The sequence below is a fragment of the Pseudomonas sp. MF08831 genome (genome assembly GCF_059862645.1).
On the sequence record NZ_JCBCUX010000003.1, the window covers coordinates 1 to 26,477 of the forward strand.

23 protein-coding genes, 1 pseudogene and 1 riboswitch are annotated in these 26,477 nt (G+C 53.4%); of the genes and pseudogenes, 11 read left to right on the forward strand and 13 right to left on the reverse strand.

The window, feature by feature from the left end; all coding sequences use genetic code 11:
* The first annotated feature begins 776 nt into the window (after positions 1–776).
* Genes AC19YS_RS06180 through AC19YS_RS06195 form a run of 4 tightly spaced genes read left to right on the forward strand, consistent with a single transcriptional unit; the run spans position 777 to position 3,410 of the window.
* Complete coding sequence (locus tag AC19YS_RS06180) at positions 777–1,076, forward strand: metal-sensing transcriptional repressor (RefSeq protein ID WP_032894820.1); 300 nt, start codon at positions 777–779, stop codon at positions 1,074–1,076.
* A 7-nt stretch (positions 1,077–1,083) separates the two neighbouring features.
* Positions 1,084–2,220, forward strand: a complete 1,137-nt coding sequence (locus AC19YS_RS06185) for a nickel/cobalt efflux protein RcnA (RefSeq protein WP_158879135.1) — start codon at positions 1,084–1,086, stop codon at positions 2,218–2,220.
* Between the two features lie 12 nt (positions 2,221–2,232).
* The gene (locus AC19YS_RS06190) at positions 2,233–2,670 is read left to right on the forward strand and encodes a YqaA family protein (protein ID WP_158832388.1); all 438 of its coding nucleotides are present in this window, start codon (positions 2,233–2,235) and stop codon (positions 2,668–2,670) included.
* The gene (locus AC19YS_RS06195) at positions 2,667–3,410 is read left to right on the forward strand and encodes a TraX family protein (protein WP_158879136.1); all 744 of its coding nucleotides are present in this window, start codon (positions 2,667–2,669) and stop codon (positions 3,408–3,410) included. The genes AC19YS_RS06190 and AC19YS_RS06195 overlap by 4 nt, the downstream gene beginning before the upstream one ends.
* 40 nt (positions 3,411–3,450) lie before the next feature.
* Here the strand turns inward: AC19YS_RS06195 and AC19YS_RS06200 are convergent, their stop codons facing one another.
* Positions 3,451–4,761 carry an MFS transporter gene (locus AC19YS_RS06200; protein ID WP_158879137.1) on the reverse strand — a complete coding sequence of 437 codons (1,311 nt, stop codon included), beginning with the start codon at positions 4,759–4,761 and terminating at the stop codon, positions 3,451–3,453.
* 254 nt (positions 4,762–5,015) lie between these two features.
* Between AC19YS_RS06200 and AC19YS_RS06205 the strand changes: the two genes are divergently transcribed.
* Complete coding sequence (locus AC19YS_RS06205; RefSeq protein WP_223656464.1) at positions 5,016–5,168, forward strand: YHYH domain-containing protein; 153 nt, start codon at positions 5,016–5,018, stop codon at positions 5,166–5,168.
* A 96-nt stretch (positions 5,169–5,264) separates the two neighbouring features.
* On the opposite strand, the gene chrA is transcribed toward AC19YS_RS06205, so the two are convergent.
* The 5 genes from chrA to AC19YS_RS06230 all read right to left on the reverse strand — a co-directional run bounded on the left by chrA (position 5,265) and on the right by AC19YS_RS06230 (position 9,247).
* On the reverse strand, positions 5,265–6,623 hold the full coding sequence (gene chrA, locus AC19YS_RS06210; RefSeq protein ID WP_032894815.1) for a chromate efflux transporter: 1,359 nt from the start codon (positions 6,621–6,623) through the stop codon (positions 5,265–5,267).
* Positions 6,616–7,560 (reverse strand): chromate resistance protein ChrB domain-containing protein, encoded by a 945-nt coding sequence (locus tag AC19YS_RS06215; RefSeq protein ID WP_032894813.1) that lies wholly within the window; start codon positions 7,558–7,560, stop codon positions 6,616–6,618. Before AC19YS_RS06215 ends, chrA begins: the two co-directional genes overlap by 8 nt.
* A 132-nt stretch (positions 7,561–7,692) precedes the next feature.
* The gene (locus AC19YS_RS06220) at positions 7,693–8,169 is read right to left on the reverse strand and encodes a hypothetical protein (RefSeq protein ID WP_032894812.1); all 477 of its coding nucleotides are present in this window, start codon (positions 8,167–8,169) and stop codon (positions 7,693–7,695) included.
* Complete coding sequence (locus tag AC19YS_RS06225; RefSeq protein WP_033898334.1) at positions 8,166–8,375, reverse strand: hypothetical protein; 210 nt, start codon at positions 8,373–8,375, stop codon at positions 8,166–8,168. The genes AC19YS_RS06220 and AC19YS_RS06225 overlap by 4 nt, the downstream gene beginning before the upstream one ends.
* Positions 8,376–8,566: 191 nt before the next feature.
* Positions 8,567–9,247, reverse strand: coding sequence for a competence protein CoiA (locus AC19YS_RS06230; RefSeq protein ID WP_033898335.1), 681 nt, complete (start codon positions 9,245–9,247; stop codon positions 8,567–8,569).
* 547 nt (positions 9,248–9,794) lie between these two features.
* On the opposite strand from AC19YS_RS06230, the gene AC19YS_RS06235 reads away from it, so the two are divergent.
* The 4 genes from AC19YS_RS06235 to AC19YS_RS06250 all read left to right on the forward strand — a co-directional run bounded on the left by AC19YS_RS06235 (position 9,795) and on the right by AC19YS_RS06250 (position 13,430).
* Positions 9,795–10,202 (forward strand): hypothetical protein, encoded by a 408-nt coding sequence (locus tag AC19YS_RS06235; RefSeq protein WP_038448081.1) that lies wholly within the window; start codon positions 9,795–9,797, stop codon positions 10,200–10,202.
* An 18-nt stretch (positions 10,203–10,220) separates the two neighbouring features.
* Positions 10,221–10,436, forward strand: a complete 216-nt coding sequence (locus AC19YS_RS06240; protein ID WP_007246723.1) for a hypothetical protein — start codon at positions 10,221–10,223, stop codon at positions 10,434–10,436.
* A gap of 518 nt (positions 10,437–10,954) precedes the next feature.
* Positions 10,955–11,122 (forward strand): hypothetical protein, encoded by a 168-nt coding sequence (locus tag AC19YS_RS06245; protein ID WP_010203399.1) that lies wholly within the window; start codon positions 10,955–10,957, stop codon positions 11,120–11,122.
* A gap of 94 nt (positions 11,123–11,216) precedes the next feature.
* Positions 11,217–13,430: a hypothetical protein gene (locus tag AC19YS_RS06250; RefSeq protein WP_010203400.1), complete on the forward strand. Its 2,214-nt coding sequence runs from the start codon at positions 11,217–11,219 to the stop codon at positions 13,428–13,430.
* A gap of 973 nt (positions 13,431–14,403) precedes the next feature.
* Here AC19YS_RS06250 and AC19YS_RS06255 read toward each other — a convergent pair.
* From AC19YS_RS06255 to AC19YS_RS06270, 4 genes are read right to left on the reverse strand one after another with little or no spacing between them, the layout of a single operon-like run.
* Positions 14,404–15,864 (reverse strand): tyrosine-type recombinase/integrase, encoded by a 1,461-nt coding sequence (locus AC19YS_RS06255; RefSeq protein ID WP_500601228.1) that lies wholly within the window; start codon positions 15,862–15,864, stop codon positions 14,404–14,406.
* A complete protein-coding gene (locus tag AC19YS_RS06260; protein ID WP_064361037.1) occupies positions 15,857–16,462 on the reverse strand; it encodes a hypothetical protein in 606 nt (201 codons plus the stop codon). The genes AC19YS_RS06255 and AC19YS_RS06260 overlap by 8 nt, the downstream gene beginning before the upstream one ends.
* A gap of 2 nt (positions 16,463–16,464) precedes the next feature.
* A complete protein-coding gene (locus AC19YS_RS06265) occupies positions 16,465–18,552 on the reverse strand; it encodes a hypothetical protein (RefSeq protein WP_064361036.1) in 2,088 nt (695 codons plus the stop codon).
* On the reverse strand, positions 18,536–20,824 hold the full coding sequence (locus tag AC19YS_RS06270; protein WP_064361035.1) for a hypothetical protein: 2,289 nt from the start codon (positions 20,822–20,824) through the stop codon (positions 18,536–18,538). Before AC19YS_RS06270 ends, AC19YS_RS06265 begins: the two co-directional genes overlap by 17 nt.
* A gap of 84 nt (positions 20,825–20,908) precedes the next feature.
* Here AC19YS_RS06270 and AC19YS_RS06275 point away from each other — a divergent pair.
* A pseudogene (locus AC19YS_RS06275) lies at positions 20,909–21,310 on the forward strand (cation:proton antiporter domain-containing protein); the annotation flags it as partial.
* A 41-nt stretch (positions 21,311–21,351) separates the two neighbouring features.
* Here AC19YS_RS06275 and AC19YS_RS06280 read toward each other — a convergent pair.
* The 3 genes from AC19YS_RS06280 to AC19YS_RS06290 all read right to left on the reverse strand — a co-directional run bounded on the left by AC19YS_RS06280 (position 21,352) and on the right by AC19YS_RS06290 (position 24,649).
* Entirely contained in the window at positions 21,352–23,217 is a 1,866-nt protein-coding gene (locus AC19YS_RS06280; RefSeq protein WP_500601230.1) for a DUF3857 domain-containing transglutaminase family protein, read from the reverse strand.
* 66 nt (positions 23,218–23,283) lie between these two features.
* On the reverse strand, positions 23,284–24,168 hold the full coding sequence (locus tag AC19YS_RS06285; RefSeq protein ID WP_200622165.1) for a formate/nitrite transporter family protein: 885 nt from the start codon (positions 24,166–24,168) through the stop codon (positions 23,284–23,286).
* A 76-nt stretch (positions 24,169–24,244) separates the two neighbouring features.
* Positions 24,245–24,649, reverse strand: a complete 405-nt coding sequence (locus AC19YS_RS06290; protein ID WP_064454506.1) for an acyl-CoA thioesterase — start codon at positions 24,647–24,649, stop codon at positions 24,245–24,247.
* 198 nt (positions 24,650–24,847) lie between these two features.
* Positions 24,848–24,954, forward strand: a riboswitch (S-adenosyl-L-homocysteine riboswitch).
* 21 nt (positions 24,955–24,975) lie between these two features.
* Between AC19YS_RS06290 and ahcY the strand changes: the two genes are divergently transcribed.
* Complete coding sequence (ahcY, locus tag AC19YS_RS06295) at positions 24,976–26,385, forward strand: adenosylhomocysteinase (RefSeq protein ID WP_106575638.1); 1,410 nt, start codon at positions 24,976–24,978, stop codon at positions 26,383–26,385.
* Positions 26,386–26,477 lie beyond the last annotated feature (92 nt).

Below are 26,477 nucleotides of genomic sequence, written 5' to 3' on the forward strand. Positions count from 1 at the left end.
ATGCGCGACCTCTCTGTGACCTGCGCTCCCCGAGCAGTAATCTTCAACAACCGACAATTTCGTCTGCTCTGTGTATTTTTTCATGACACCCCCCAATGTTGATGTCCAACATTTCGGGGTCAGATCAAATTAGGTGGACACCATCGCCTTTGGCGTCGGGGTCAGGAAGGTGAGTTGGCCGGACGGTTACAAAACAACAGCAATACGGGGCGGTGCAAAGGCGCAGTAATCGCGCCGACGCCGCTCATCAAGTACGAATGCATATATCAATCCTATGTTGCAGAGATCGAAGGCCGTAGTGCGGCCAAGGTCAAGATGCGAACGAAGGACGGGGTGGACGCTCGATCAAGAATATCGGCGGCAGGGGAACAGAGTGTCGAAGCGCATCGACCCGGATGGATAGCATCGGGGATGTCGCCAGCATCAACGCCGCTGTGAGTTGCGGTGTTTCGTGCTGGTGATCAGGGGTCAATGGCGAATGGTAGTGATCTGAAAGACTCGAATAGCTTGATGAAGCCTCTTCGCCGTGGGAGTGATGGGCGTCTTGCGTGATCTCCCAGGCTGGCTGTTTCGACGCCACTGATAACGAATAGGTATGCCCGGCCCAAGCCACCAATATGGCGAGAGCAAGCGCGATTACCACCGTAGTTGTCAGTGTTCTGCTGAACATGGCGTTAGGGTTTCAACTCGGTTTATAGGGCTTTTACGCGTTTGACCGGATCCCCCTAGGGGGGATAGGATGCCAGCGTAATTCATTGAGGCCTGAGGCTCAAGTCATGAGTGAGCACGAACACGAACACAGCCATCCCCACACCCACCAAAGTCATGAGGCGATCATCAAACGTCTCAAACGGGCGGATGGGCATTTACGCGGCATCATCACCATGATCGAAGAGGGTCGTGAGTGCGTGGACATCGCCCAGCAGCTGCATGCGGTTGAAAAAGCAGTGTGCCAGGCCAAACGTACGCTCATCCAGGATCACATTGATCACTGCCTGGAGGACACCGTTTCGGCGCTAGGCAATGGCGAACGCGCACCACTGGAAGCTTTCAAGCAAATCACCAAGTACCTCTAGGTCTGTCATGCCCAATTTTGCTGAACTGCTGCAACAAGGCGGGGCTCACGCCTGGCTGTATTTCCCGAGCGCGATCCTGCTCGGCGCCTTGCATGGCCTGGAGCCGGGACATTCCAAAACCATGATGGCGGCCTTCATCGTGGCCATCCGTGGCTCGGTCAAACAGGCTGTTTTGTTAGGTTTGGCCGCGACGTTGTCGCATACCGCAGTGGTGTGGTTGGTCGCCATCGGCGGCATGTACCTGGGCAAAGGCCTGGATGCGCAAACCACTGAGCCGTACTTCCAGCTTGCCTCTTCTGCACTGATTATCGTGATTGCGCTATGGATGCTCTGGCGTACTTGGCGCGGCGAGCAGATGTTCAAGTTCGAGCAAGGTGATGATCATCACCACGGCGAGCACGACCATGGTCATCATGACGAGACCCATCGAATCGATACCGGCCATGGCCGCATCGAGCTGTCGATCTTCGAGGAAGGCATGCCACCGCACTGGCGCCTGAAGACACTGACCGGGCACGCTTGGGCTGCCTCAGATGTTCGCCTGATGACTACTCGTCCCGACGGTAGCAGCCAATCGTTCTCTTTCGTTGAGCGCGACGGCTTCCTGGAGTCGACGGTCGATATTCCGGAACCACATGAGTTCAGTGCTCGCTTGAGTCTTGGACATGCAGATCACTCCCATGATTACGATCTCCAGTATCAGGAACACGATCACGGGCATGCTCATTCCGAATTGGAAGGCTTAGAGTTGTCGAATGATGGCTACCAGGATGCGCATGAACGTGCGCATGCCAGCGATATCCGCAAGCGCTTCACCAATCGCGAGGTCACTACGGGCCAGATCGTTATGTTCGGCCTGACTGGCGGTCTGATTCCTTGTCCGGCAGCCATCACCGTTCTGTTGCTATGTCTTCAGGTTAAAGAAGTTGCGCTGGGAGGCATGCTTGTCCTGTGTTTCAGCATCGGATTGGCGCTCACCTTGGTCACTGTAGGTGCTGCGGCGGCAATTGGTGCTAAGCAGGCCTCCAACCGTTGGCCTTGGCTGGGCACCGTGGCTCGTCGTGCTCCGTACCTGTCCAGCGTGCTGATCATTTGTGTTGGTCTGTACGTGGGTTTCCATGGCTGGATCGGCCTGAACGCTTGAGGCAAGTCTTTCGTGCTTGAACTTACGAGCTACATTGGTCTGTTCGTGGCGGCATTCGGTGCCGCGACGTTATTGCCAATGCAGTCTGAAGCCGTGCTGGTCGGGATGTTGCTCTCCGACCGGTACGTCGTTTCTACGCTATTGGCGGTAGCCACTGTTGGCAATGTGCTTGGCTCCGCACTGAACTGGCTTCTGGGCCGTTCCGTTGAGCGATTCCGCCACAAGCGCTGGTTCCCCGTGAGCGAGAGCAAGTTAGAAAAAGCCCAGCAGTCCTATCTGCGCTACGGGCGCTGGTCACTGTTATTGAGCTGGGTGCCCATCATTGGCGACCCGCTGACAGTCGTCGCTGGAGTCATGCGCGAGCCGCTCTGGAGTTTCCTGTTGATTGTCACCCTGGCCAAGGGGATGCGTTATCTCGTGCTGACCGCCGTCACTTTGGGATGGACATGACGACTGCTCATACAAATCCGCCTTCTTCACTCAAGAGCCGAAACGCCAGCCTGGATCTGATCAAATGGCTGGCAATGCTCACCATGGTTATCGATCACTTACGATTGGTCTGGCCGGAAATGAGCAACCTGTTCATTCCAGGAAGGCTTTCATTCCCGCTGTTCTGTGTCGCCATTGCGGCAAACGTGGCACGCTCTAAACAGGGGGAATTGCTGACTACTGCGAACGTTCGATACCTTGCGTTGATGCTCTTGTTCGCCGTCATATCAGAAGTGCCTTACCGCTACATCAGCACCTCAGGATCATTCAATGTGTTGGTGACGCTGGCATTGGGGCTGGTGATTGCCTGGGGATGGCAACATCGCACCCTATTGAGCAGCGCTATGGCATTATTGGCCGCCGCGATTGCCTACGTGCTGGATGATCCACTTATGTACGGATTCTACGGTGCACTTGTTCCAGCGGCTGTCTTAATAGCAATCAAAGGCCCCGGTGTTCTTTGGCTGCTGCCAGCGGCTCTATGCCTGATGAGCAATACTCGAAGTAGCATCGTAACCAGGGCGCTGGACTTGGAAGTCTATTCAATGGTGGCGTTGAGCACCGCGTTCGCGGCGCCGCTGATAGGACTCTGGCTACTGCGTCAGACCTTCACCTTCAAGGTCTGGCCGGTGCGGCAATGGGGATATTGGTTCTATCCGGGCCACCTTGCCGCTTTGCAAGCGCTACGGTTGCTGGTCTGAATACCGGTCACCAGCTTTAGCAAGCCCTAGGAACTCACGATCATCTGTTGGGCCATCGGCGATGCTGATCATCGATCACGTATGGATGTTCGTGATCCACACCGTCCTGGCCGTCGATGTGTGCGTGATCGCCCGGCAGATTCTCATGGGTGTGTTTGATCGACTCCTGATCATGAGCTGGGCGCCAGATCACGATGCTGACCAGTAGTGCACTGCCTGCCACCACGGCGAGGCCAACAAACGACGCCGTGAGGCTGATGTTGGCTCCCAGCCATCCCGCCAGTGGATAAGTAATCAACCAGCAAGCATGGGACAGCGCAAATTGGGCGGCAAACAACGCCGGGCGATCTTCGGCATGTGCCGAGCGACGCAACAGGCGACCGCTCGGAGTCTGGGCCAGCGAATAGCCCACCCCGAGCACCATCCACAGCGGCAGCAGGAAGTTGTAGGTGGTCAGGTTGATGCCGACGGCCAAGCCTACGACCAGTATTCCTCCGCCAAACAACATGGCCGTTCGGTCTTTGATGTTTTTCAGCAGGCGAGGCAAGACCAGGGCCGAGATCATGGAACCACCACCAAACGCAGCCAGCGCCAATGCCGTTGAGCTTTGAGGCAGAGCGAAGCGCGACTGAACCATCACCACGGTATTGACGATGACCATGGCACTGGCAGCCGCTACCGTCAGGTTGAGAGCCAGCAGCCCTCGCAGGCGGGGCGTCGCTAGGAATATGCGCATGCCACGAGTAGTTCGTTCATAGATGCTGCGTCGTGGTACTTGCTTCGCCTTTGGCAACAACACCGTGGCGACTAGGGCGGCAGAAGCGAGGAAGCCGATGACCGTGCCGGCGAAAAGGCTGTGGAAGCTGATCACCGTCAGGAGCGCGGCAGCGAGCATCGGGCTCGCGACACTTTCGAGATCGTAAGCCAGACGCGATAGCGACAAGGCACGGGTGTAGTCGTCTTCATCCGGCAGGATGTCTGGAATGGTCGCTTGGAACGTTGGAGTGAACGCTGCCGATGCGGACTGAAGGACGAAAATCAGCACGTAGATTTGCCAAACCTCGGTCACAAACGGGAGAGCAAGCGCGACCAGCGCCCGCACCAGATCCAGCGAGACCAGCATGGCTCTGCGAGGCAGGCGCTCTGCAAAAGCCGCTGCAATGGGCGCTACGCCAATATAGGCCGTCATTTTTATAGCCAACGCCGTGCCGAGAACGGCACCTGCTTGGGCGCCTGCTAGATCGAACGCCAGTAAACCGAGCGCGACGGTGGCAAGGCCAGTCCCTAAGAGTGCAATCACCTGAGCCAGGAAAAGATGGCGATAGGTTCGGTTGGCTAGGATTTTCAGCATGAGAAATCTCAAAAGGAAGCGCGTACGACTATCTGGTTACTGAGATTTCCCGAAGATAAAAGAACTACGAGTTTCTCGTTTTCAGATGAATTCATATCCCCCCTAGGGGGATATGAATTCATCCTAAACCAGAGCCAGAAGTAGCTCAAGAAATAAGCATTCGACCTTTGATCGAGTCTCCGGAGAAGTAGCTTGCTCAGTGAAGGCACTTAGCCATACGCTGCCGGGCGTGAGACCTCTCACGGATATAAAATATGAGCAAGGAGCAAGCCCTGATGAAACTGTCCGCCATTTTGATCGCCGCTTTACTTTCGATTACGTCCGTTGCTGCCTTCGCACACAGCGGCGGTACTGATTCAAAAGGTTGCCATCGCAACCATAAAACCAACGACTACCACTGCCATTAAATGGCCAAAGCCCAGCGTCAGGCTGGGCTTTGGTGTGAGCTGGTCACTTCAGATCTCTGGGTGTCTGACGGACGCTGTTTAATCCGCTCGTGATCGCTAGCGCAACAGATGTACTGCCAGACCAGCGAGCGCACAGGCCATCAGTACCTGAATGACGCCGCGCTTGAAGCGGAACAATGCTATTGCGGCTGCGATGGCGATCAATGCAGAGGGCCAGTCGAGGTTACCGCTGAAGCCTTTCGGCCAAAGCACGTGATACCCGAAGAAGCACGCCAGATTGAGGATCACCCCAACTACGGCGGCGGTGATGGCGGTAAGCGGTGCAGTGAACTTGAGTTCGTTGTGGGTCGACTCAACCAGAGGGCCACCCGCAAGGATGAACAGGAACGAAGGTAAGAAGGTGAACCAGGTCACCAGGGCAGCTGCGACAGCTCCGGCCAGAAACACCTGATCAGCCCCGAACACTTGCGAGACATAGGCCCCGACGAAGCCGACGAAAGCCACCACCATGATCAGCGGCCCTGGCGTGGTTTCCCCCAGCGCAAGGCCGTCGATCATCTGTGTCGGGGTTAGCCAGCCATAGTGACCGACTGCGCCTTGATAGACATACGGCAGTACGGCATAAGCCCCGCCGAAGGTCAGCAATGCAGCTTTGGTAAAGAACCAGCTCATCTGGGTCAGGGTTCCTTCCCACCCAAAGAGCGCGGTCAAAACACCCATCGGCAAAGCCCATAGCACGGCACTAATCAGTGCGAGTGAGGCCAATTTCAACCAGCTGAACCGAGCATGTTCGGGGGACGGCGTGTCGTCATCGATTAAGGCCGGGCCGAAGGATTTTTTGGCGGCGCTATGGCCACCGGCTCTGAATTTTTCGGGTGCCATTCGCCCCCCGAAATAGCCAATCAACGCTGCCCCTAAGACGATCAGCGGGAACGGAACATTGAATGCAAAGATGGCGGCAAATGAAGCCGCTGCTATCGCCCACAGCCAATTATTCTTCAGTGCCCGAGAGCCGATTCTATGCGCCGCCTGCACCACGATGGCCGTCACGGCGGGCTTGATGCCGTAGAAAAGTCCGGCTACCACGGGTACTTCGCCGAACGCGATGTACATCCACGACAGCGCGATCAGGATGAATAGTGAGGGCAGTACAAACAGCGCGCCGGCGATCACGCCTCCCCACGTTCGATGCATCAGCCAACCAATGTAAGTCGCCAATTGCTGAGCCTCGGGCCCTGGCAACAACATGCAGTAATTGAGGGCATGTAGAAATCTGCGTTCTGAAATCCAGCGTCGCCGCTCCACCAACTCCTGATGCATGATCGAGATCTGGCCCGCAGGCCCGCCGAAGCTAATGAAACCGAGCTTCAACCAGAACCAGAACGCCTCACGCAGACTAATCTGTTCAGGCCTCAACGGATTCGCTTCAACCTCTGGTGCCATAACTTTACTCATTGGGTTGCTCCTCTTTCACAAACCCGGCGAGCAGGCCGTCGAAGATGGCGCTCGCGGCAGCCAGAAGTTGGTCGTCGTCGGAAATGGTCTCTCGCAGCCCAGCAAGCACCCGCTCAATCCCGGCAGCCTCCACCGGCTGAATACCGCCAACATCGAGGTAATGCACAAGGGCAGCAATGCGACCTAGACCTTGTATCTGGATTTGAAAACTGGCCTGTAGGGTTTCAAAGGTGACGCGGTTACCAACATGGCTGAAGGTTGCGTCATCAAAATCAAACCCCAAGGCGTTGACTGGGCAGTCCTGTGGAGTGTTCAGCCAGACGATCTGAGCTTGCGGGTCGATGAAGCGGCGGATCAACCAGGCACAGGCGAGCCGGTCGACCCAGGGACGTTTACGCGTTGCCCAGATACGGCCCTGATAATCGCTGAGATTGAGTACCGATATCGGTTGATTACTGCTGTGCGGCTCATCCGGCGACAGGGCTCTACTGACTGCCGTCTCTAACTCCTGTAGAGCCGCATCAATCTGGTGCTTTGGTTCACCTGGGAAGTAATCGATGCTCGCTATCTGATCGTAGGCTTTGCGCAGCTTGCGGATTTGTTTGGTCGTCGCCAGCGCATTTTCAGCATTCAACTGCTCACGGCAGCCTTCGATCTCTCCACCAAGTTTGGTGTAGTCATCCTTGCGGTCGAAAAACTCGATAAAGCGCTCACCGTTGGGATCAACTACAGGCAGGAGGTAGGCGGTGCCATTGATGGCCAATATGTCTCGTTCGACAGAAGTCAGAGCTTCGCGGCAAGCGCTGGTATCAGGGAGCAGGTAAACACCGTCACGGAGTACAGCGGCACCTGAAGCTTTCAAGGCACGCCAGGCTCGCATGCGCTCGGTGGCGTTGGCGGTGGGTAAGCCAAGGATCAATGCGAGCCAATTTTTCATGTAGGAATATCTACTCGATATGTAGTAATCGCTACGCTACTCCTTGCTGCAAGGCTTGGGAAGCGGTGCTCAACAAAAGCAGTTGTTCAGAGGGCATTCGGAAGAAGGAACAGACACGCAGACTTGCGGTGGTCATTGCGAGCGAAGCCAAGCTTCCATTTTTTGCAACCTTCCTCTACGTAAAAGCACCGGTTTCCCTAAATCCAACATCACCAACAATCCCTGCCTTTCGCATGTTGAAGGGAACCAATCAGCGATTTCGACGTTGCAGCGTTTGGCGTCACCTACCGCCCACTTAATAATCATGTCTGCTGCGGCACGGTAGTGATCCGCCATGAACAGCCTTTTGCCGTCTTCTGACCAGCCTCTCATCGCAAGCTCGTCGGTTACGTCGATGAGTCCAGCGTCTCCAAAGAAATCGGTCGTATCTGGATAATGAATACCTGCCAAGGACACCTTGGCCACGCCGGATTTTCGGTCGAAGTAAGACAGGAAATGCCATCCTCCCGTTGTACTACCTGGATCTGGAAAATTGATCGCAGCTTTGCCAGTGATGTAGTGCGTGCGGGAAACGCGTTTGAGATCAAAATCGAAAAGCGGCTGGTTCATGGGAGTGTTTTGAGCCGGGCCAGCCCCTGTTTGATATGACCAGCGTTCTCACCAATTGTGTAAAGCGCACCACGGACGTTGTCGCCGACTTCCGCATGTCCCTGGGCTTCCACCTGGAGGGTCAGCTCCATGAGCGCAGCCTCAAGGGCCAGCTGGTTTTGGTACATCCTTTCCAGCACATCTGATAGCGAGTATTCACTGGGCATCTACATGGACTCCTTGATGTCGACCCAGCATAGCTCGATGATGAGTCAGCAAGTGTCTTGCGGGTATAGGCATACCCTGAGAGCACCTTATGAGCGTCCCGTCCCTAAGTAGTCTCAAGGTGTTTGATTTGCAAGCTAGAACAGCAAGAAGCCCGAAGGACAGAGATGCCCGCTAGACACTTGGTCGGTTTTTATTGACCCGCCGTACCGGATTTATCAGAGGCCGGGCCTCCATTGAAGCTAAAATCGGTGGTGCCGTTGGTGATCCATTCGACCAGCTTTTCCTTGTGAGTGTAAGCCACCACTCCACGTTTTTGAGTCGGATCGAATCTTAAGACGCGCCATATACCGAAATCGGGGCCGAAGTCGATGAACACGGGTTTGGAAACCCACCAGCGAGCAAAAAGCTTGCTGCGGGAATGCCAGCTAAATGAAGCCAGTCCATTCTCCGACACTTTCGACAAACCCATTCTGAAGTTGTACCTGTCGAACTCAGTCCGCGTGCCATCGATCACCCAGATCATATTTTGATAGTAGTTTTGCCTCGCGATTACCTCTTCAGGATGTATCGTCGATCTCTGAAACTCAATAACCATCCCTGAAGGCGTTCGGACATCTGCTATATGTCTCTCCCCTGAGGACGCTTGCAACACAACTTCCTGCCACTCGGTTGGGAACATATTCTTCCAATCGCGATGCCATGCCGTTTCCGTTTCCCACCACGGATCGCAATTGTCCAAACGTTTATGAGCCCAATGCCAGACGACATGGTTCCCGCATTTAGCGACAGTCTGGGAACCACAAAAACTGCAAACACCACGTGCTTTTGGAGTGGCCTCTACACGAGCGCCTTCAAGCAATGAGTATTTCATTTTCTTCCTTGATGATAAAAATGAGGGGCGGTAGCTCTTAACTTCCTAGTTGTCAGTACCTTGTGACCCACAGGACGAAAGACAAATATCTGAACACGGTAGTCGTCGTGTCGCTCTGGCCTCTTTCAACAATTGCTCAGCGTACATAGCCGGATCATCATCTGGCAGCGGGTAGCCTGCAGCAGATAGAGCTTCGGCGCGCTCTTCAATGAGCAGACGCTCGGGATCGCGAACCGTTTGGTAGGCTCTGCCTGGTACGCGTCGAGTCGTGTCCATTCTCGGCTCCCCAGAAGGCTGATGGCTAAGAGCGACTAAATTACTTTTAGAACGATAACAGAACGCTCTGAATAGCGATGCTCCGCTGCGAGTCACGAGGGAGGGTGCGTTACGATCTATGTTTCACAGAGACGCAAACACCAAGCAAGCGGAGCGCGCAGGCGTGAGGGATGCGAGCCCGCAGGGTCGAGACACGCCTTGGCGGGGCTCGATTTACGGCAGCCTGACGCCGCAGGCGGCACGCCATCAACGCCAACAAGAGGTAACTCAAATGCCCGACGATGAACTGCGCGAACTGGAGGCCAAGAGACGAAAGGCTTTGTGGATACTTGCGCACATATCTCCAGGCGATTCGAAGGCGTTCGATGCCTTATCCATCCTTGATGACCTTGACCTTCAAGAACGGAAATACTCCCCCAATGCTGACAAGGCACTTGATCTCAACCAGCTTCGGGATTGTGTCACGCTGCAGCATCACAACTCCGGAATCGACATCATTTTGGAGCAGACTATCCCCCAGCCCTGGAGGGAGCGCTTCAATCAGGCGAGTATCGGGTCGACCAGATTGTTAGATGGGCCTTACGCTGCGGACTGGTATAAATTCCTGGCTTGTTGGGAATCAGAGATGCAGCACCTCGAGGCACACAGAACTGCCAGAAGTAAGCCCAAGCTGGATTGATGCAGACGGAGAATAGACGTGGAACGAGACAGCGATGACACCGTGTATTGCGACATCCAAATGCCGGTGGCTCAAGGGCGTGAGCTATTGGCGTTAGTGAATGCCCTGCGAGAGTCGAAAGCTCATCCAAGTCTCGACAGAGTTTTTGAACACATGCAGGACGAGCTCAGCACCTCAATCGACATCGTTAAGAATCCGCCATCGTGGGGCCCATGGGGGCCGACGCATAACTGAGCCTTTAGTCGGCTATCCTTTCCATTCAGACGAGCAAACGCTGACTGGGAGCATGGAAGACTCAAAAAACGTCGCTCCGGCGCCCTATAACGGGGCGAAAATAACGGCAAAATACACTTTAAGTGGGTGATTGCCATATGCCATACTCGGTTATCAACGATTTTTCGCCCAGCTTGGCCACCTCCCTGATGGAGGTTTTAGTCGCTATGGTAACGACTAGCAGGAGAAGAGCCTTAATGGCGTTCCTGAGAAGCGGAGCTGTGACGGGGCTGCCGTTTGCCGAGTTCTGAGGCTGCTTGTTTATTGAACCTTGGGGGCTTTCGCCAAGTCTGAACTATAGTCGTAAAGCCGCTTGTCGGCTGACGGCAGGTACTGCTTGTGAAGCTTGGTGAACGAGCTCGATAATCCGCACCGCTTTTGCTAGCGAGGCAGTATTACGTTTTTTTCCATTGAAAGCAGTGGTCGCGCATTGGAATTCGTTGATGCACCGTGGAACAAAATTCTTAGAGGATGGAGCTATGACTCTTGAGCGTATGATCGAAGAGGCCCGTAACCGTAACGGTTCTCATGAAGCCAGCCTAAAGGCGGCTCGTGATCGCATGGCCGCGACTAACCACCGTCTGGCACGTGAATTCGCTAAACAAGAAGTCACTGCGACGCTGCTTGCCAAGACCTGCAGCCTCTAATAAATCCCTTCATCCGAAAGCAGCCTAATGGGCTGCTTTTTTTTGCGCGATCACAATGACTCCATACCTCATCACCAGCTTCGAAGAGGCGACGATGGCAGCGTTGATTCATGAGCCATACGGCTATGATCACGCTGACATCTTCAAAAAACCTCAGATCAAGTACATCTATAACTACTTGAAGTCCTTCATGCCCGAGATTCCGAAGGGTAAGAAGACGGTAGGAAGCATCCTGCTTGAGCACGAATACATCGACCGAGACTTCCTCGAGGACTACTCGCGTTTTTACCTGGGGCGTTTCGGCAACGATGGCTACAAGTGCGCTCGGCTTCACTTCTTCAGTTGCGATCTGACTCACAAGCGGCTCGACGCTCTACTGGCGGGTGACGTGGGAGAAATGTTAGATGATGCTGAGGATGACAATGCTGTAAAAACTCTAGAGCAACTCCAGTCGCACTACCTCGGTTTCATGGTTATCAAACCTCTCACCAGGACATTCGTGGGGAAAACCTGCCTTCGTGTCAGTGGTGACCGAGGTGTGGGCAAGAAGAAAATTGACAAGCCTTATGATGTGAATCTCTTTGGCATCAAGCTGACAATCGACTCAATTGCATTCCAAGAACAGGACAAGGTGGTTGCCGCGTGTGCTACCACCGCCATTTGGACAGCGTTGCACAGTTCGCCTGGTCGTAGTGTTAAGGACATTAAATCCTGCAGTGAGATCACCACCGCCGCCCTGAATTTTGTGGACGGTTCCAGTAATGGATTCCCAAATAAAGAGCTTACCAATAAGCAGATCCAGCGAACGCTTGATATTGAGGGGCTGCGATATCACAACAATAGCCTTGAGGAATCAACTCCTGAATCTTTCCGAGAGTCCCTCGTTGCTCACATTAATAGCAACCTGCCCGTCATTTTGACGGGAAAAGTATACGGCGTGGAACCCAACGAAGCTGGTGAGTACGTCAAAGCTGGGCACGCAATTACCGCCCTTGGTTATGACTTCCGGGGTGATTCGAAATGGGTATACGTTCATGACGACCGACTCGGGCCGTACGCACGAGCAGAAATGGTCATGCTTGACGAATTTTTCGGGGAATCCACTCCTGAGGCCGTAAAAGGTCGTTGGGGGCTGGCGATGTCCATTCGAGAACCGGATGCCACTAACTGGGTGGCTCCCCATGAGATTATTGTTCCAGATATCTCGATCATCCCGGCAGATAGAAAGACGCGCATCGACTTCAAGTTCGCTCATGGCACAGCAGAGCGTATTCGTGATCAGGTATTGGGATACCTGGAAGATGAAATGTGTCCTCTGCTTGAGATCCCGGTTCCTTCGGTCAGGTACGAGATCAAACTGGCATCGATTGCTCAAGCGCGAGACGATGTCCGTAAACATTACACCCACCGCAAGGTCAATGACGTGTTGGGTACTTACACCCTCGATGAAGAGAGAATGATTCGCTGGCGTAAGGAAAAACTCAGTTTCTTGACTGGCAGCCTCGCACGCTTACAGTGGCAAATTGATGTCTACTGGGATTCCGAGTGTGCTTTCCAGGTGTTCTTGGATGCGACTGACATTCCCTTGGGCAACGCTGTATCTGGCATTTACATTCATGACCCAATTTATGCAGATGCGATGCTGGCCGGCTTCAAGGGGCAGGAGAGCCAGATCGCCGGTCTAGATGATCAGCACTTCTTCCCGGCGTTCACCAGGGCTGTGAAGCAGCGCCGAGATGACTACGAAAGTCATCTCAATAGCATGTATGGGACATTGCGTGCGCCCAACCACATTAAAGAGAACGAGGTCTCGCGGAACGGAAAAGGCACCAACAAGACCGCGAAAAAATTCTGGGATCCGCAACAAATCCGTTTGGTTGATGTTCACGAGGCCTACAAGAAAGTGGCCGATTCAGTGGCTAACGACCCATCCTCTGAGAGTAAGCTTATCTGGGCCATAGGTAAGGACGGCGTGTTATTCGTCGCTGAGGACATTCCAAAACCTGATGAGCTCGGTCACCCAAGTATGACTGGGATGCAGGCCGCTCGGATTGCGGGAGAAATACGGCCAAAGGCTGGCTATTGGGAGGTCAACTTCTTCTCTGGAAGGTACAGCGGTGATTACGCCGATATAGAGAAGACTCAGTTTCTTACAAACGCCGTGTACAAAATTCAGTCACTCTTCCCGTATGACAAGTTTGAAGCTTTTTACCCTTATGCCCCTTCCTCCCAAGGTCTGGTTTCGCCTGATCTAGCGGCACAGGGAGGCGGTGACGATACGGCGGAACCCGCTGCTGTGCTCGCTTAATCCGAATAAACCCGGCTTCAGGGCATCGCCCTCGGTCGGGTTCACTCCTATCAAGCTGTTCACCGCACTGGTGAATGCCCTTTTCTCAGCCTGCATCCAATCTGGGCGTTTATCCCTTCAGAAAGCCAGTGCCAGACTCACGTTTGACTTTTCAATGGATCAGAATGTGCGAGCTACAGGCACTGTCCAGGGAGGAACTGATCTCTGCATACCGCAAGCGGAGCGCGCAGGCGTGCGGGATGAAAGCCCGAAGGGCCGAGACGCAGGCTTTGCCAAGGCTCGGTTCACGACAGCCGCTACCCGCAGGGGCACGCCGTGACCGAAAACTCAGGGTCATCAGAGCTCCGCATTCCATGCATCCATAGCCTCGCTCACAGTCGCGTACCAGTGGAGCTTACCGAGCTGTAGGGCATTCGCGATTTGCCTGTTGGTATTGCCGTCGACCCAAGTCGGGAGACTCTCTATCGCTTCTGTGAACAGACTGGCTGTAGCGACAGCGAATCGCCCCGTACTTGTAGACTGGAGGCACACGTAGCGCACAGCAGCGCCACTAGAGAGCCGACGCCAAACTACCACCTCCATACAGTCCAATGCGCTCACCGGAGCCTCTAAGGTAGGACTCTCTTCCTGATCCACCGTGACGTGTACCGCTGCTTTTAATGACCTGCCAGGCGCACCAGGTGTGTGGACGAGATGCTTGAGTTGCTCACGTGAGGCGATTATCTGATCGCGGAGTTCTTCAGGATCGATGGACATTCCGCCCTCTGGTGTCACCTTGAGGGTGTTCAAGGAGTTCGCCACCCGGATGAACTCGCGTTCACGCGCTTTCTCCCACTCTGGGCGGCGGTCGGGGCTGATAAGGTTCCAGAGGCGTGAAAGCAGCAGCAAAACGTTCTCCTGACCTACAGCCTAAGGCTTGAATCCATTGGTAATGAACAATGGTATCTCAACACTCGTCCCAGAATTCATCGAATCATTCGTGGCCAGGCAGAATCGGAGCGATTCCTTTGACCGTTTTCTCTCTCGCAAGCTCACGTGCAAAGTCATCATCCCTTAAAGTCTCAAGCTTCTCCATCTCTACGTTATACTCTTGAATTGTAAGGGTAGAGCCGAGCTGAGCCCGGAGTTTGCGAGAGTATTTATCGAACTGCTCCATGGCTCGCATTAGGAAAACATTGCTAACTGTAGTGCTATATCCCTCAATCTGCTTGAATGCCGCATGCACATAGCCCATGACAGTCGCAACTGATTTCTGACCGGTATACATCTTAACTTCCTCAAGATAGCTCTCATCAGAAAGCAACCTGACTTCAAAATCTCCGGCACGCCTATATCTATCCCGCTGCACGAACTCCATTACTAAATTCGTGATAAACGAGTGGCGAAACATGTGTGCGCAGGCCTGCTCCTCGATACCAGCAAACCTGCGCACTGAACCGATCTCGTTGCCCAGGGAGGTTTCTGAAATCGGAGTTCCGGTTGATGATGATACAAAGACGAAACCATGATCTTTAAAACTGGAAAATTTATTTCTTACAATTTTATCCCTGTGAAACTCAATGTATGATACCAGCTCATTGAGAAACATCTTATTTACGGGTACTTCTCTTTCCTCATTATCGTCACCCTTTAGCGTGATAAACCTTAGCATAGGATGTTTCATTTTATACGCGGCCAGGACATCTACTACTTTAAGACTCGCCACCTCTGACAGCCTAGCTCCAGAGTTTTCCAAAGTTGAGATAAATGCATGCCGTCGAATCTTGATGAAACGCGAGCCACCCATTTCATCAACAGCTTTCCTGAGCTGGTCGATATGAACAGCTGGAATTGCATTCCGCTCGTGCCTCCTACCACCAGGTGGAAATGCGTGATGCCACACGCTATGCACAGCATAATCACGACCACGCTTATCTTTCTTCACCGTAACATTTTCAGTAACTTTTATTCGCCCTCCAGTCGCGACGAAATTGGGCTGCTCATAAAGCCCGCCAATGTACTTCAGGAAGTCTATGCATACAGTCCCAACGTCTACAACCGCGAGTGTGGCTTTCCTCTTCTCACGAAGATTTTTGGGGTCAACTTCCGTCCCTAGATGATGAATAAAACGCGTAAAATCATTATCTGATAGATCTATAAAATCAATATTTGAAGCATAACAGAATCTCACCAGTTGACTGATTTTCTGAGCGTATTCACCAATCGTCCCACCTTTTCTGCCCGCACGGGCTAACCCCTTACGCTTCATCCTATTGGGCCGAACCGTAAGGGACAGCATGTACAGATTCGCGCTAAAACAGGGCGCCCCGTTTGGCCAATTGATGAATGTCAGGTTGCTCGCATCCCTAGTCACAAGCTTCCCCAGTGCGTTGTGGTCAAACAACTCAAGCTCAGGAATCACTGAATAAAGCTTACGCTCAGGGAAATTACTCACCCCGCACCACCTTTAAAGATTGGATATTCTCGTGAGACGGGATCACATCAAAAGGAGACTCATTAAGCGAGACTATTGCCAGCAGTGCATTTATAGCTTCGCTGGCGCTTTTATTTCTAACAGCCTCACTAGAACCATCCCTGGTTTCTTTGATGCCTGAGATAGCAGCGGAAAGCCCTTGGAGCAACCTGAAATTAGAGCGGCGTAGTGCGACCACTGCGCATTCCAACTCGCTATTAATCTGCTCCAACCCGTACTTGGTCTTTTTGGTGGGTTTGCTGTCCTTTCCGGCATACGCAGCAACTGCATCTTTAGCCACCCCCCTAAGACGCTCTAGCCCTGCAAAACCGTGATGACCAAGCAGTTCATCAGATTTCTTTTTGAGAGTGTTCAGACTTGTAGAGTCAATCGCGTATTGCTGTCCAGCCAGATCGAATTTATAAGAAAGGGAAGCCAAAGCGCCCTGATTTTTTAGAGCAGCAATGACAATCTCATTTAAGGCGTATTTTTTTATATCGGAAAGTACATCTTCCAACAGAACCTGCCGCGCCTTGATTGATTCATTATGAACTTGAATTTCTGATCTAGGCTTACCCATGACTATGCGCCCTTTACGTGAACAAGAACCTGCATTTCTTTGCCATTAGTTCCAATAACAAATACGGGTTCAAATCTTACAATACCTTTACTCATCAAGTGTTCCAAGCGCTCTGAAAAGGACTCTTGATCTACAAGGCGAAGATCATCCGTTCCAAACTGCTCCTTCATCAACGCACGTAATGACTTATAATTATGCACATCACCAGAAAAGAATTTCTCAGCAATTATTTGAGCTTCCGCACCACGGAGGGATGCTCCATCTGTAGCAGATGTAATGTACCTCCATGCGTGCTCGATATCGTTATGCCCGAGAATCCAACGCAGTGTATCTATGCGTCCTTTCCCATACGCGTGAAAAAACAACAAAGCTGCTACACGTCGCAACTGGTGTTGTCTGATGTAATACCGAAGACCGACCTCATTAACTTCGCTCTCGAAATAATCACAAAAGAAGTCGAAGCAGGTACTCATGCTTGTTTTCGTGGCCGAATATAGTACCTTTCTTCCATGCAGAGAAGGAACAGAGAAAATAGTAGGAGCTTCAGCCGAGAAACCCGCATTAATCAGCTCCTCTTGGAGCCGCACTAATTGCGCAAGCATCTGTACAGCAAGAGGATCTATAGGCCTAGCATCATACTTACGGAGACCATACGTATTTACTGTGCTCTTTTCTCTCTTAAACATCAGCCATGTATTCGTGGAGTCGAATGCTTGTGCTGATGGGATCTGCAAAAGCTCGTCGATTCGCCGAGCCATAAGTAAACCAACAACGAATTGAATAACTCCAATATAAACATAGACAAGTTCTAGCAAGCCTACATTGGATCTGAGCCGCTCAAAATAGTCCTCTTTCGCTCCCTTGCGATTTTCAAGACCACTGCCATCGACATCACTTGTATTTCTACAACCAAGCCCCAGCTTCGTTACGCCGTGACGCTCCAAATCACTTCCTACAATTGAAACAACCTGTTCATCTGTTAGGCTTGTAAGCGACTTGTCATGCTCATCACAGTATCGAGCCAACCTGCAAAATCCCTCAACCACGAGCGGGCCCAGCTCGTAATGAAACTCGACAGCACCTTTGAATAACTTAAAAATGGTGCCAGACGGGATTGTCACAAAACGACCAGGCTTGGCGAGCTCTGGCGTGTAACCTTTAATTCGATCCAAGACTCGCTCACTAGGCCCTGGCATACCAAGATCTTTAAGCAGCCCCATTCCATATAAGAAATTGTAAAATAGCCTGTACTGGGACTCAGCCATAAGACTCCCCGAACTAGAAACAACCTTGACCCCCTCCATCTCACGCTTATAGGATTCTCCAAGCGGATAAAAACTAAGGATTTCATGCCTCGGTTTGGCCAAGCTGCCACGGATAGTATTTTTGTAAATTTCGTTTGAGATACGTACAGAGTTTACCGTATAGCCAGCACCTCTATGTCCGTCGTAGTGGCCTTTATAGTATAAAGCGGCCCGAATACGTGGAACATTATCAACCGTAATATCAAGCTCGTTAGACTCGAGCTGAGTAGAACTTATCTCTGACATCGACGGATTCGCTTCCAATAGGGAAGCAATCGTCTCGCTCGGGATCTCATTCAACAGTGCTAGAGCATACTCACACAATTTGCCTGACCAATCATACAGCGCTTCGGCCACGGAAGATTCTGAAGACAGCTTATTTAGTATCCATTTTATATCGCCTTCAGACAAACCTGCCAACCCTGCACTTGAAAGTTTAAGCGCACGTGAATGTATTAGCAGACAGTCAATAACACCTACAGCTGCGTGAAACTTCCGCCTTAATGTCTCAACACATTGAGAGTTAGCCATTTCAACCAGGCTATTTCGCGTGGCGCCAATGAGCGAATATTTGAGACCATTCAATAGATCTAGATTCTCGTCATCAGTCAGGTATGAATTGTTGTCTAGAGCGACCTTCCAGTTGAGTGGGATGGGATCACCGCTGAAATTCACATGCCAGACGGAAGCATTAAAATCAGTGGTCAGCCAGGAAGCTTTGCGAAAAGCTTCTGCCGGCGCCAAGCGAGGCTCACTTAGGAAGCCAAGTTTAGAGGGCGCATTCATAAACAAATCTCTCCATAGACTCTGCGTTTGCTATTAATGACGCCCTGTAGAGTTCGCTCCGATAAGTTGCATCTCGATGCTTACTGATCTCCCTCTCAAGAAAGCCTGTGTAGGTCGCCCAGTACACGGCCTTAGCATTAACTTTCTGATTGGTTGGCGCTTGCTCAACAGCCTGTTTTATCGAAAGCAGCACGCTCAAAATATCTGCAGACACTAACGCATATACAGTCCCGTCGTTCTCAAGCTTTTCATGGCGGCCCTCTGGATCTTGAAGATATGCAGGGACATCCCCAAAAGCATGATTCACTAGGAAAGTATCTAATTCAGCCACGCTTGAAAAATTACTCGCCCGAAATAAAAACGGGCTATCTTGAAGGCTATGACAAATTAATATTTTATTGAATACTCGCATGCGCCTCTCATGAAGGAAATCGATGATCACTTTGGGGAGGTAGTGATCCATGAGATTAGGATCGTAGCTCTCATGACCTAAAGCCTGAGAGGTAGTTTCAGCGCTGTGCGTCTTAATAAATATCTCGGCGACTCGGGATGCGCGCACTGAAGATGCACTCACCATCTCCAAAAACTTAACGAGGTCATCTTCGGGCATTTCTGTGTGAGGACGAAACTGAGTTAAAAGATTAGTTCTCAAGTATGTACCAGGTCTGAGTGTTGACCTCGACCACGGTGCTAGGGTGCTCTTGACTGGCGGAGAAAATGCGTTACCGCATGTGATGAACAATTTTCTCCATATGGGATTACCCTGCGACTTCAGATACTCACGTAGGGGCGCAGTAATCTCAATAATTTGGTCGACCAAAGCTTTAGTTTCTGGGGTTAGCGTAATTTTCTGCTCAGACCTTCCTGCCCCCTTACGATCTTTGTACCCCACCAGCTTATATACCGCCCCATCCAATACATATCCTGATCTCTGCCCCAGCTTATTCCAGAGATCGAAATCAACCAGAAACTCTGACGTAATTATCGGATGCCTTAGGATAAGTAGGAGCTGAAATGGCATGAGGCTTCCGGCCAGTGGCATCCCCATGTAACTAGCCAAATCATAAGCAGGCGTCTGAGAATCTTTTGTATCCACTGATAAAGAAGCGTAGTGACTGTAAGGCTCTCCGTAGCCGTACGTCTCAAAAATGCAGCAAATATTGGGAATTATTAATAGGTGTCCCTTCTTACGCTTAGTCGTGTCTACTAATTCGCCCTGCGCAGCGAGCTGTTTACGACGAAGAACCCTACCATATAGATCAGCAATCTGCGCTGTGGCCCAGCTCTCAATAATCTTCAGCCGCTTAGATATGGAAATGAATAAAACTTCAATAGCTTCAGACTCAGTAAGATGTAACGGTATTTCCAGTACGAGCTTTACCTTTACATCAGCACCATCATCATTCGTTCGAATGTTAGTCGACTGACCATCAATTCGCTTCGCAGGTGCCAAAGGCAGTTTTCCGCCCAAGGGCTCGACCCATACACCTGGAAGAATAAATATCTTCTCGACGAACCCAATATATTTATTCCAGGTTTTCATTTGTGCGTCGATATCCAGCCCTAGGGCCTCGCCACTCATGAAAAAACTCTTTCTGAAATCCCAGAAGAAATTATAAATCATTGTCGAATCGTTAAACGTGTCCTCAGGCCAGGAATCACTATTCTCACTCAGGAAGTCAGCCATCTTATTGGGCATAGTCAACTGTGTCGTCCCATACCCGGAAATATGGAATCGCAACTGCTCATACAGACCATATGTAAAATCATGACCATGGCTGTTATACATATTGGCAAAGTGACAATACAAAGTGGTGCCTTTACGGTTCTCTACAGGCCATCCAGTCCAATATTTGACTTTACCCAGGTCAACACCAAGAAGTATTTTTCTCCACTTCGGATTATATTTTTTTCTTAGCCCGCTCCCAAATTCAGTCGGCGGCATGGAAGGGACGTAATTACGTGCTTCGAGCAGAATATCTTGTAGATAAACGGAAATCTTCGCGCGCGTCACGTCAGACGTACCGACCAAATCCTGTTCAAACAACGCTCCTTGAAAACCCGCAACGATGTCAGTCAGCGCTGATGATGAGAGCTTCAAAAAAGACAAGGTCTGGTTGGTGATGTCACAAAAGCATTCGAGAAGCTTCAGTGTCGTTGTTGACGGCACCTTCCTAAGCTCAGCGCAGCGCTGAAACAACTCCACCACCTCAGGCGCCAGGGCTCGGAAGGGATAGGTTTCGATGGGTGACCCTTTTTTGACGATTGTCACTTACGAAATCCGTGCTCAGCTGGCTAAGATGCCTAGTCTACAGGCAACACAGGCAACTGACAAAAAAATGCGAATGGCAAAATTTGGGAGTTGCTCGATGACATGCTCAACGCCCTGCTGTTCGCGTTGATCGGCATGGAGCTGTTGCTGTTGCCGTTCAACTGGCTGCACGTATTGGCGGCCAGTTTGCTGGCGGTAGCGATCCTGCTTTCGCGCCTGCTGACCGTGGCCCCGGCGATCCTGTTGCTGCGCCGCTGGCGCACCGTACCGCGCGGCACTATCCGTATCCTTACCTGGGGCGGCCTGCGTGGCGGGGTGTCGGTAGCATTGGCACTGGCCTTGCCGTTGGGGCCGGAGCGCGACTTGTTGCTGAGCATCACCTACATCGTGGTGCTGTCGTCGATCCTGCTGCAGGGTTTGAGCATCGGCAAGCTGGTCAAACACGTGACCAAGGATGAACCGGCTCCGCAGGCCGAGACCCACTGATGGACACGGGCGGCGAGCTGACTTCGCCGCCCGCATTACGGTCAGAGGGTCTGCACGATGATCTGGCTTTTCAGGTCATTGAACATCGCCTCGATCATCGGCTGCATCGCCTTGAACCACGCAGGGCTGCACACCGCTTCGGGATGACTGAACGCCAGGGTGCGGGAAACCAGTACGGTGTTGCCGCTGCGCTCGTAACGGGCGTCGTAGGTAACATCCGCGTTCTTAAGCGAAACGGTCTTGGGCACCGCCAGAATATTCACCCCTTCGGGAAACTCGAAGCGGGCCTTTTCAATACTCTGGTTGGCGAAACAGCTGAAGTTCTGCAGCCGCTCCTTTTCTACCGACAGGGCCTGCACGTCCTGAGCAATATTGCTGCCCAGTCGACTGAGGGCCGGCACGCCGATCGGCCCCGGTAAGTTGACGAGGTTTTCCGTGCGCCCGGCCAACGTGGTGTTGAAGCCGGACGCATCCCCGTCGAGTGCATCTGTTTGCAGCGCACCGCTGCCCGCCAGGCCATGGCTGCGTAGCGTTTTCTGAATGATCTGCTCACGCTCCGTCGGCGGCAGCGACCTGATACCAAAACGCATCGCTTCCGTGCGCCAACCTTCGGCCAGAGACGTTTGGGTAAAATCCGCCGCGCCCGTGTCATCGATCTTGAACACCAACTCACTGGACAACTTGCCAGCTTGAGTGGCCGGGGTACGCGCCATCTCGCCGGTGCGCGTCAACAACACTGGCTTATCCAGGTCCTGCAGCGGCAGGTAACCGGCGGCGATGAAACGGGCGGTAGAGTCCAGGTACAGGTCAAGGCTGGGCACATAGGTGATCACATGGTTGATCACACGTAACGCGGCCACCGTGGGCAAGGTGTAGGCATTGCCCAGGTTGATCAGCGCCGGCGAGCTGTCGATGGCCACGGCCTTTAGCATGGCTTCGAGCAAGGCCACATGGTCCTTGCAGTCGCCGTAACGGTTATCCAGCACGGACTGCGCCGAGTGTGGCACCACGCCGCCGGCATCGATGTACACCGCCACATAACGGATGTTCTTGCGCACCCAGTCACTGAGCGCCAGGGCTTTGGCCCGAGGCGTTGGCTGGTCGGCCGTGAGCGTGTGCGCCAACTCAGTGATTTGCGGCGTCACCTCGACCTGGGCCCGTGCCTGGTACGCTTTGGCCAGGTCTTGGTAGTTTGCAAAGGTCGAAACGGCGAGGATTTGGCCATAGTCGGTGTAGGCCACAGCACTCTGCTCAGGTCGGAGTTTGTCAACCGGCACATAGTCCCAACGGTAGACCTTGCGCCCGGCGGTGGCCTGCGCAGGGGGGGCCGCCTTGAAACCCCGAGCCTCGGCATACAAGGGTTTGTCGGCCGGCAGGTCATAGGTCAGGCTGTAATCCTGGGTCTGGCTCAGGCTCGGCGTGGCGAAGTCGGTGAACTCGCCAGGGAATAACGCCGTCTTGCGCGTTCGTGTGTAGCGCAGGCTCAGACGATCCCCTACCGCCACCTCAGGAAAAATCACCACTTTGACCCGTGAGTCCTGAAACATCGGGGCATTCGCCGACGCCTGCTCCTGTTGCTCCCTGATCTGCGGCGCGGTGACCCTCACTTTGCGCCCGTCGGGCTTGAGCGTGAAGGCTTCGACAATCTCCAGGCTGTCCAGCGAGCGGTTGTAACTGACCGCCTGCTGGGCACTGAACCTGATGGCTCGCTCTTCGTTGATCAACGTGACCTTATCGGCCTGCAGCACATAACTGCCGTCGGCGTTGATCACGTAGTGTTGAGTATTCTTTTCGATGGTCACCGAGCGATCCGCCGCATCGTCCCTGGCCTGCGCCATGCCGAACACGCCCAGCGCCACGATCAGCGCGCACCCATTGCGCACCCGTAAAAAAGGGGAAGCCCGCATAAAGATCCTTCTTTCATGAATGGAAAGCCGCGCAGCGACTTTGCCATTCATTTATGACGAATCGGCTTACCGCTCTTTGTTGACCTGCTGGGGGTGGCGCGGGTCTGCGGTCTCGCCCGGTAAACTGTTTTCGCTGCGAATCTGTGCGTGGCTGATCAGCGCAAAGATGAAACTGCCGCCGATGATGTTGCCCGCCAGCGTCGGCCCGGCGAACACCAGCCAGAAATCCTTCCACGGCAGTTCGCCCGCAAACACCAGGTACGAGACTTCCGCCGACCCAACGACGATATGGGTGAAGTCACCCAGCGCCATCAGGTAGGTAATCAGGATAATGATGAACATTTTCGCGCTTTCCATGGACGGGATCATCCACACCATGGTGGCGATCATCCAGCCGGAAATAATGCCCTTCGCGAACATCTGGCCGGGGTCGTTTTCCATGACTTTGCGACCGATTTCGAGGAAGGCCATGTCGGTCTTGGTGTCGAAGATCGGCAAATGCAGCATCACATACGCCACCAGCAAGGTGCCGCACAGGTTGCCCACCAGCACCACTGTCCACAGGCGCAGCAAGCGTCCGGCGTTGGCCAGGGTTGGCTTGCTCATCACTGGCAGCACGGCCGTCAGGGTGTTTTCGGTAAACAACTGCTGACGGGCGAGGATCACCGCCAGGAAACCTGCGCAGTACCCGAAACTGGCGATCACTTTGAACCCTTCGCCGTCCGGTAGCCGCGAATTGAGCAGGCCCATGCCCATCAACGACAGGCCCATGGTCAGGCCGGCGGCCAGCGCCGACCACCACAATGCGGCCACGGTGCGTTCCAGTTCTTGATCGCCCTGGGTGCGGATGATTTCATGCAGAACCGCCGCGCGGGGCGGCTGGTTCTTGTCGACGTCGTGCTGTTCTTCCTGCGACAGGTTAGGGGTCTTGCCGTCTGTTTGCGTAGCCATGGTGATACCTGAACGGGGGGCGTTGTTCAGGTACGACCTTTGACCTATCAATAGCGTTCACTGGCCAGCGGCAGGATTAGTCCTTGATGCCGTCTTCCTGGAACTGGTCCTTCACGTACTTGATCTCAGTGCGACCGTGGGGCGCCGGCAAGCCGTCTTCGCCGAGGTTGACGAAAACCATTTTTTCTACGGTCAGGATACTTTTGCGCGTGATCTTGTTGCGCACTTCGCAGGTCAGGGTGATGGAGGTGCGGCCGAACTCGGTGGCGGTGATGCCCAGCTCGATGATGTCGCCCTGGCGCGAGGCGCTGACGAAGTTGATTTCGGAGATGTATTTGGTCACCACGCGCTGGTTGCCCAATTGCACAATCGCGTAAATGGCCGCTTCTTCGTCGATCCAGCGCAGCAGGCTGCCGCCGAACAGGGTGCCGTTGGGGTTGAGGTCTTCGGGTTTTACCCATTTGCGGGTGTGGAAGTTCATGGTCACTCCAAAGCATATTGCGAAATGATGGGCAACATCATGGCAGAGCCCAGGCCCAAGCTCTATGAGCCATTGCCTATCAAGCCCATGAGCGATCTTCATATGCCCGACAGAAAGGCTTGGGAAGTCTGGCGCACACAGCTATAATCGCCACCGCTTCAAAACGGTCATCTCTGATTGATACCGTTCTCCCGCCACCTGTCCGAGGGGCGCTGCAGCAGGCTCGACCTGTCAGGCTCGGATGGGGCGTTGTCAGGCCTGGTTTATCGGGTTTGATACTAAACGCACAACGGCGCCCATTCGCACACTACGAATGGAGGCTCTTCATGAGCGCTGTAATCACGCCTGCAGATTTCACCGACTACAAAGTCGCCGACATGTCCCTCGCTGCCTGGGGCCGTCGCGAAACCTTTATCGCCGAATCCGAAATGCCTGCCCTGATGGGCCTGCGTCGCAAATACGCCGCCGAGCAACCGCTCAAGGGCGCGAAGATTCTCGGCTGCATCCACATGACCATCCAGACAGCCGTGCTGATCGAGACCCTGGTCGCGCTGGGCGCCGAAGTGCGTTGGTCGTCCTGCAACATTTTCTCGACTCAAGATCAGGCCGCTGCTGCTATCGCTGCTGCCGGCATCGCGGTCTATGCCTGGAAGGGCGAGACCGAAGAAGAGTACGAGTGGTGCCTGGAGCAAACCATCCTCAAAGATGGCAAGCCATGGGACGCCAACATGATCCTCGACGACGGCGGCGACCTGACTGAGCTGCTGCACAAGAAGTACCCGCAGATCCTCGACCGCGTCCACGGCGTGACCGAAGAAACCACCACCGGCGTGCACCGCCTGCTGGACATGCTGGCCAAGGGCGAGCTGAAAATCCCGGCCATCAACGTCAACGACTCGGTGACCAAGAGCAAGAACGACAACAAGTACGGCTGCCGTCACAGCCTGAACGATGCCATCAAGCGCGGCACCGACCACCTGCTGTCGGGCAAACAAGCCCTGGTGATCGGCTACGGCGACGTGGGCAAGGGTTCGTCCCAGTCCCTGCGTCAGGAAGGCATGATCGTTAAAGTCTCCGAAGTTGACCCGATTTGCGCCATGCAAGCCTGCATGGACGGCTTCGAAGTGGTTTCGCCGTTCATCAACGGCCAGAACGACGGCACCGAAGCGAGCGTCGACAAGGCCCTGCTGGGCAAGATCGACCTGATCGTGACCACCACCGGTAACGTGAATGTTTGCGACGCGAACATGCTCAAAGCCCTGAAAAAGCGCGCTGTGGTGTGCAACATCGGTCACTTCGACAACGAAATCGACACCGCTTTCATGCGCAAAAACTGGGCATGGGAAGAAGTGAAGCCGCAGGTGCACAAGGTTCACCGCACCGGCGCTGGCGATTTTGACCCACAGAACGACGACTACCTGATCCTGCTGGCTGAAGGCCGTCTGGTTAACCTGGGCAATGCTACTGGCCACCCAAGCCGCATCATGGACGGTTCGTTCGCCAACCAGGTTCTGGCGCAGATCTTCCTGTTCGGCCAGAAGTACGCCGACCTGTCGCCAGCCCAGAAAGCCGAGCGCCTGACCGTGGAAGTGCTGCCCAAGAAACTCGACGAAGAAGTGGCCCTGGAAATGGTCCGCGGCTTTGGCGGCGTAGTGACTCAACTGACCAAGACCCAGGCCGACTACATCGGCGTGACGGTTGAAGGCCCGTTCAAGCCGCACGCTTACCGCTACTAAGCAGCCGGCCCGCTCCCTGGCGGAGCGGGCTTGTGTGGGAGCGGGCTTGCTCGCGAATGCGGTATGTCAGTTGATGCAATCGGCGACTGATA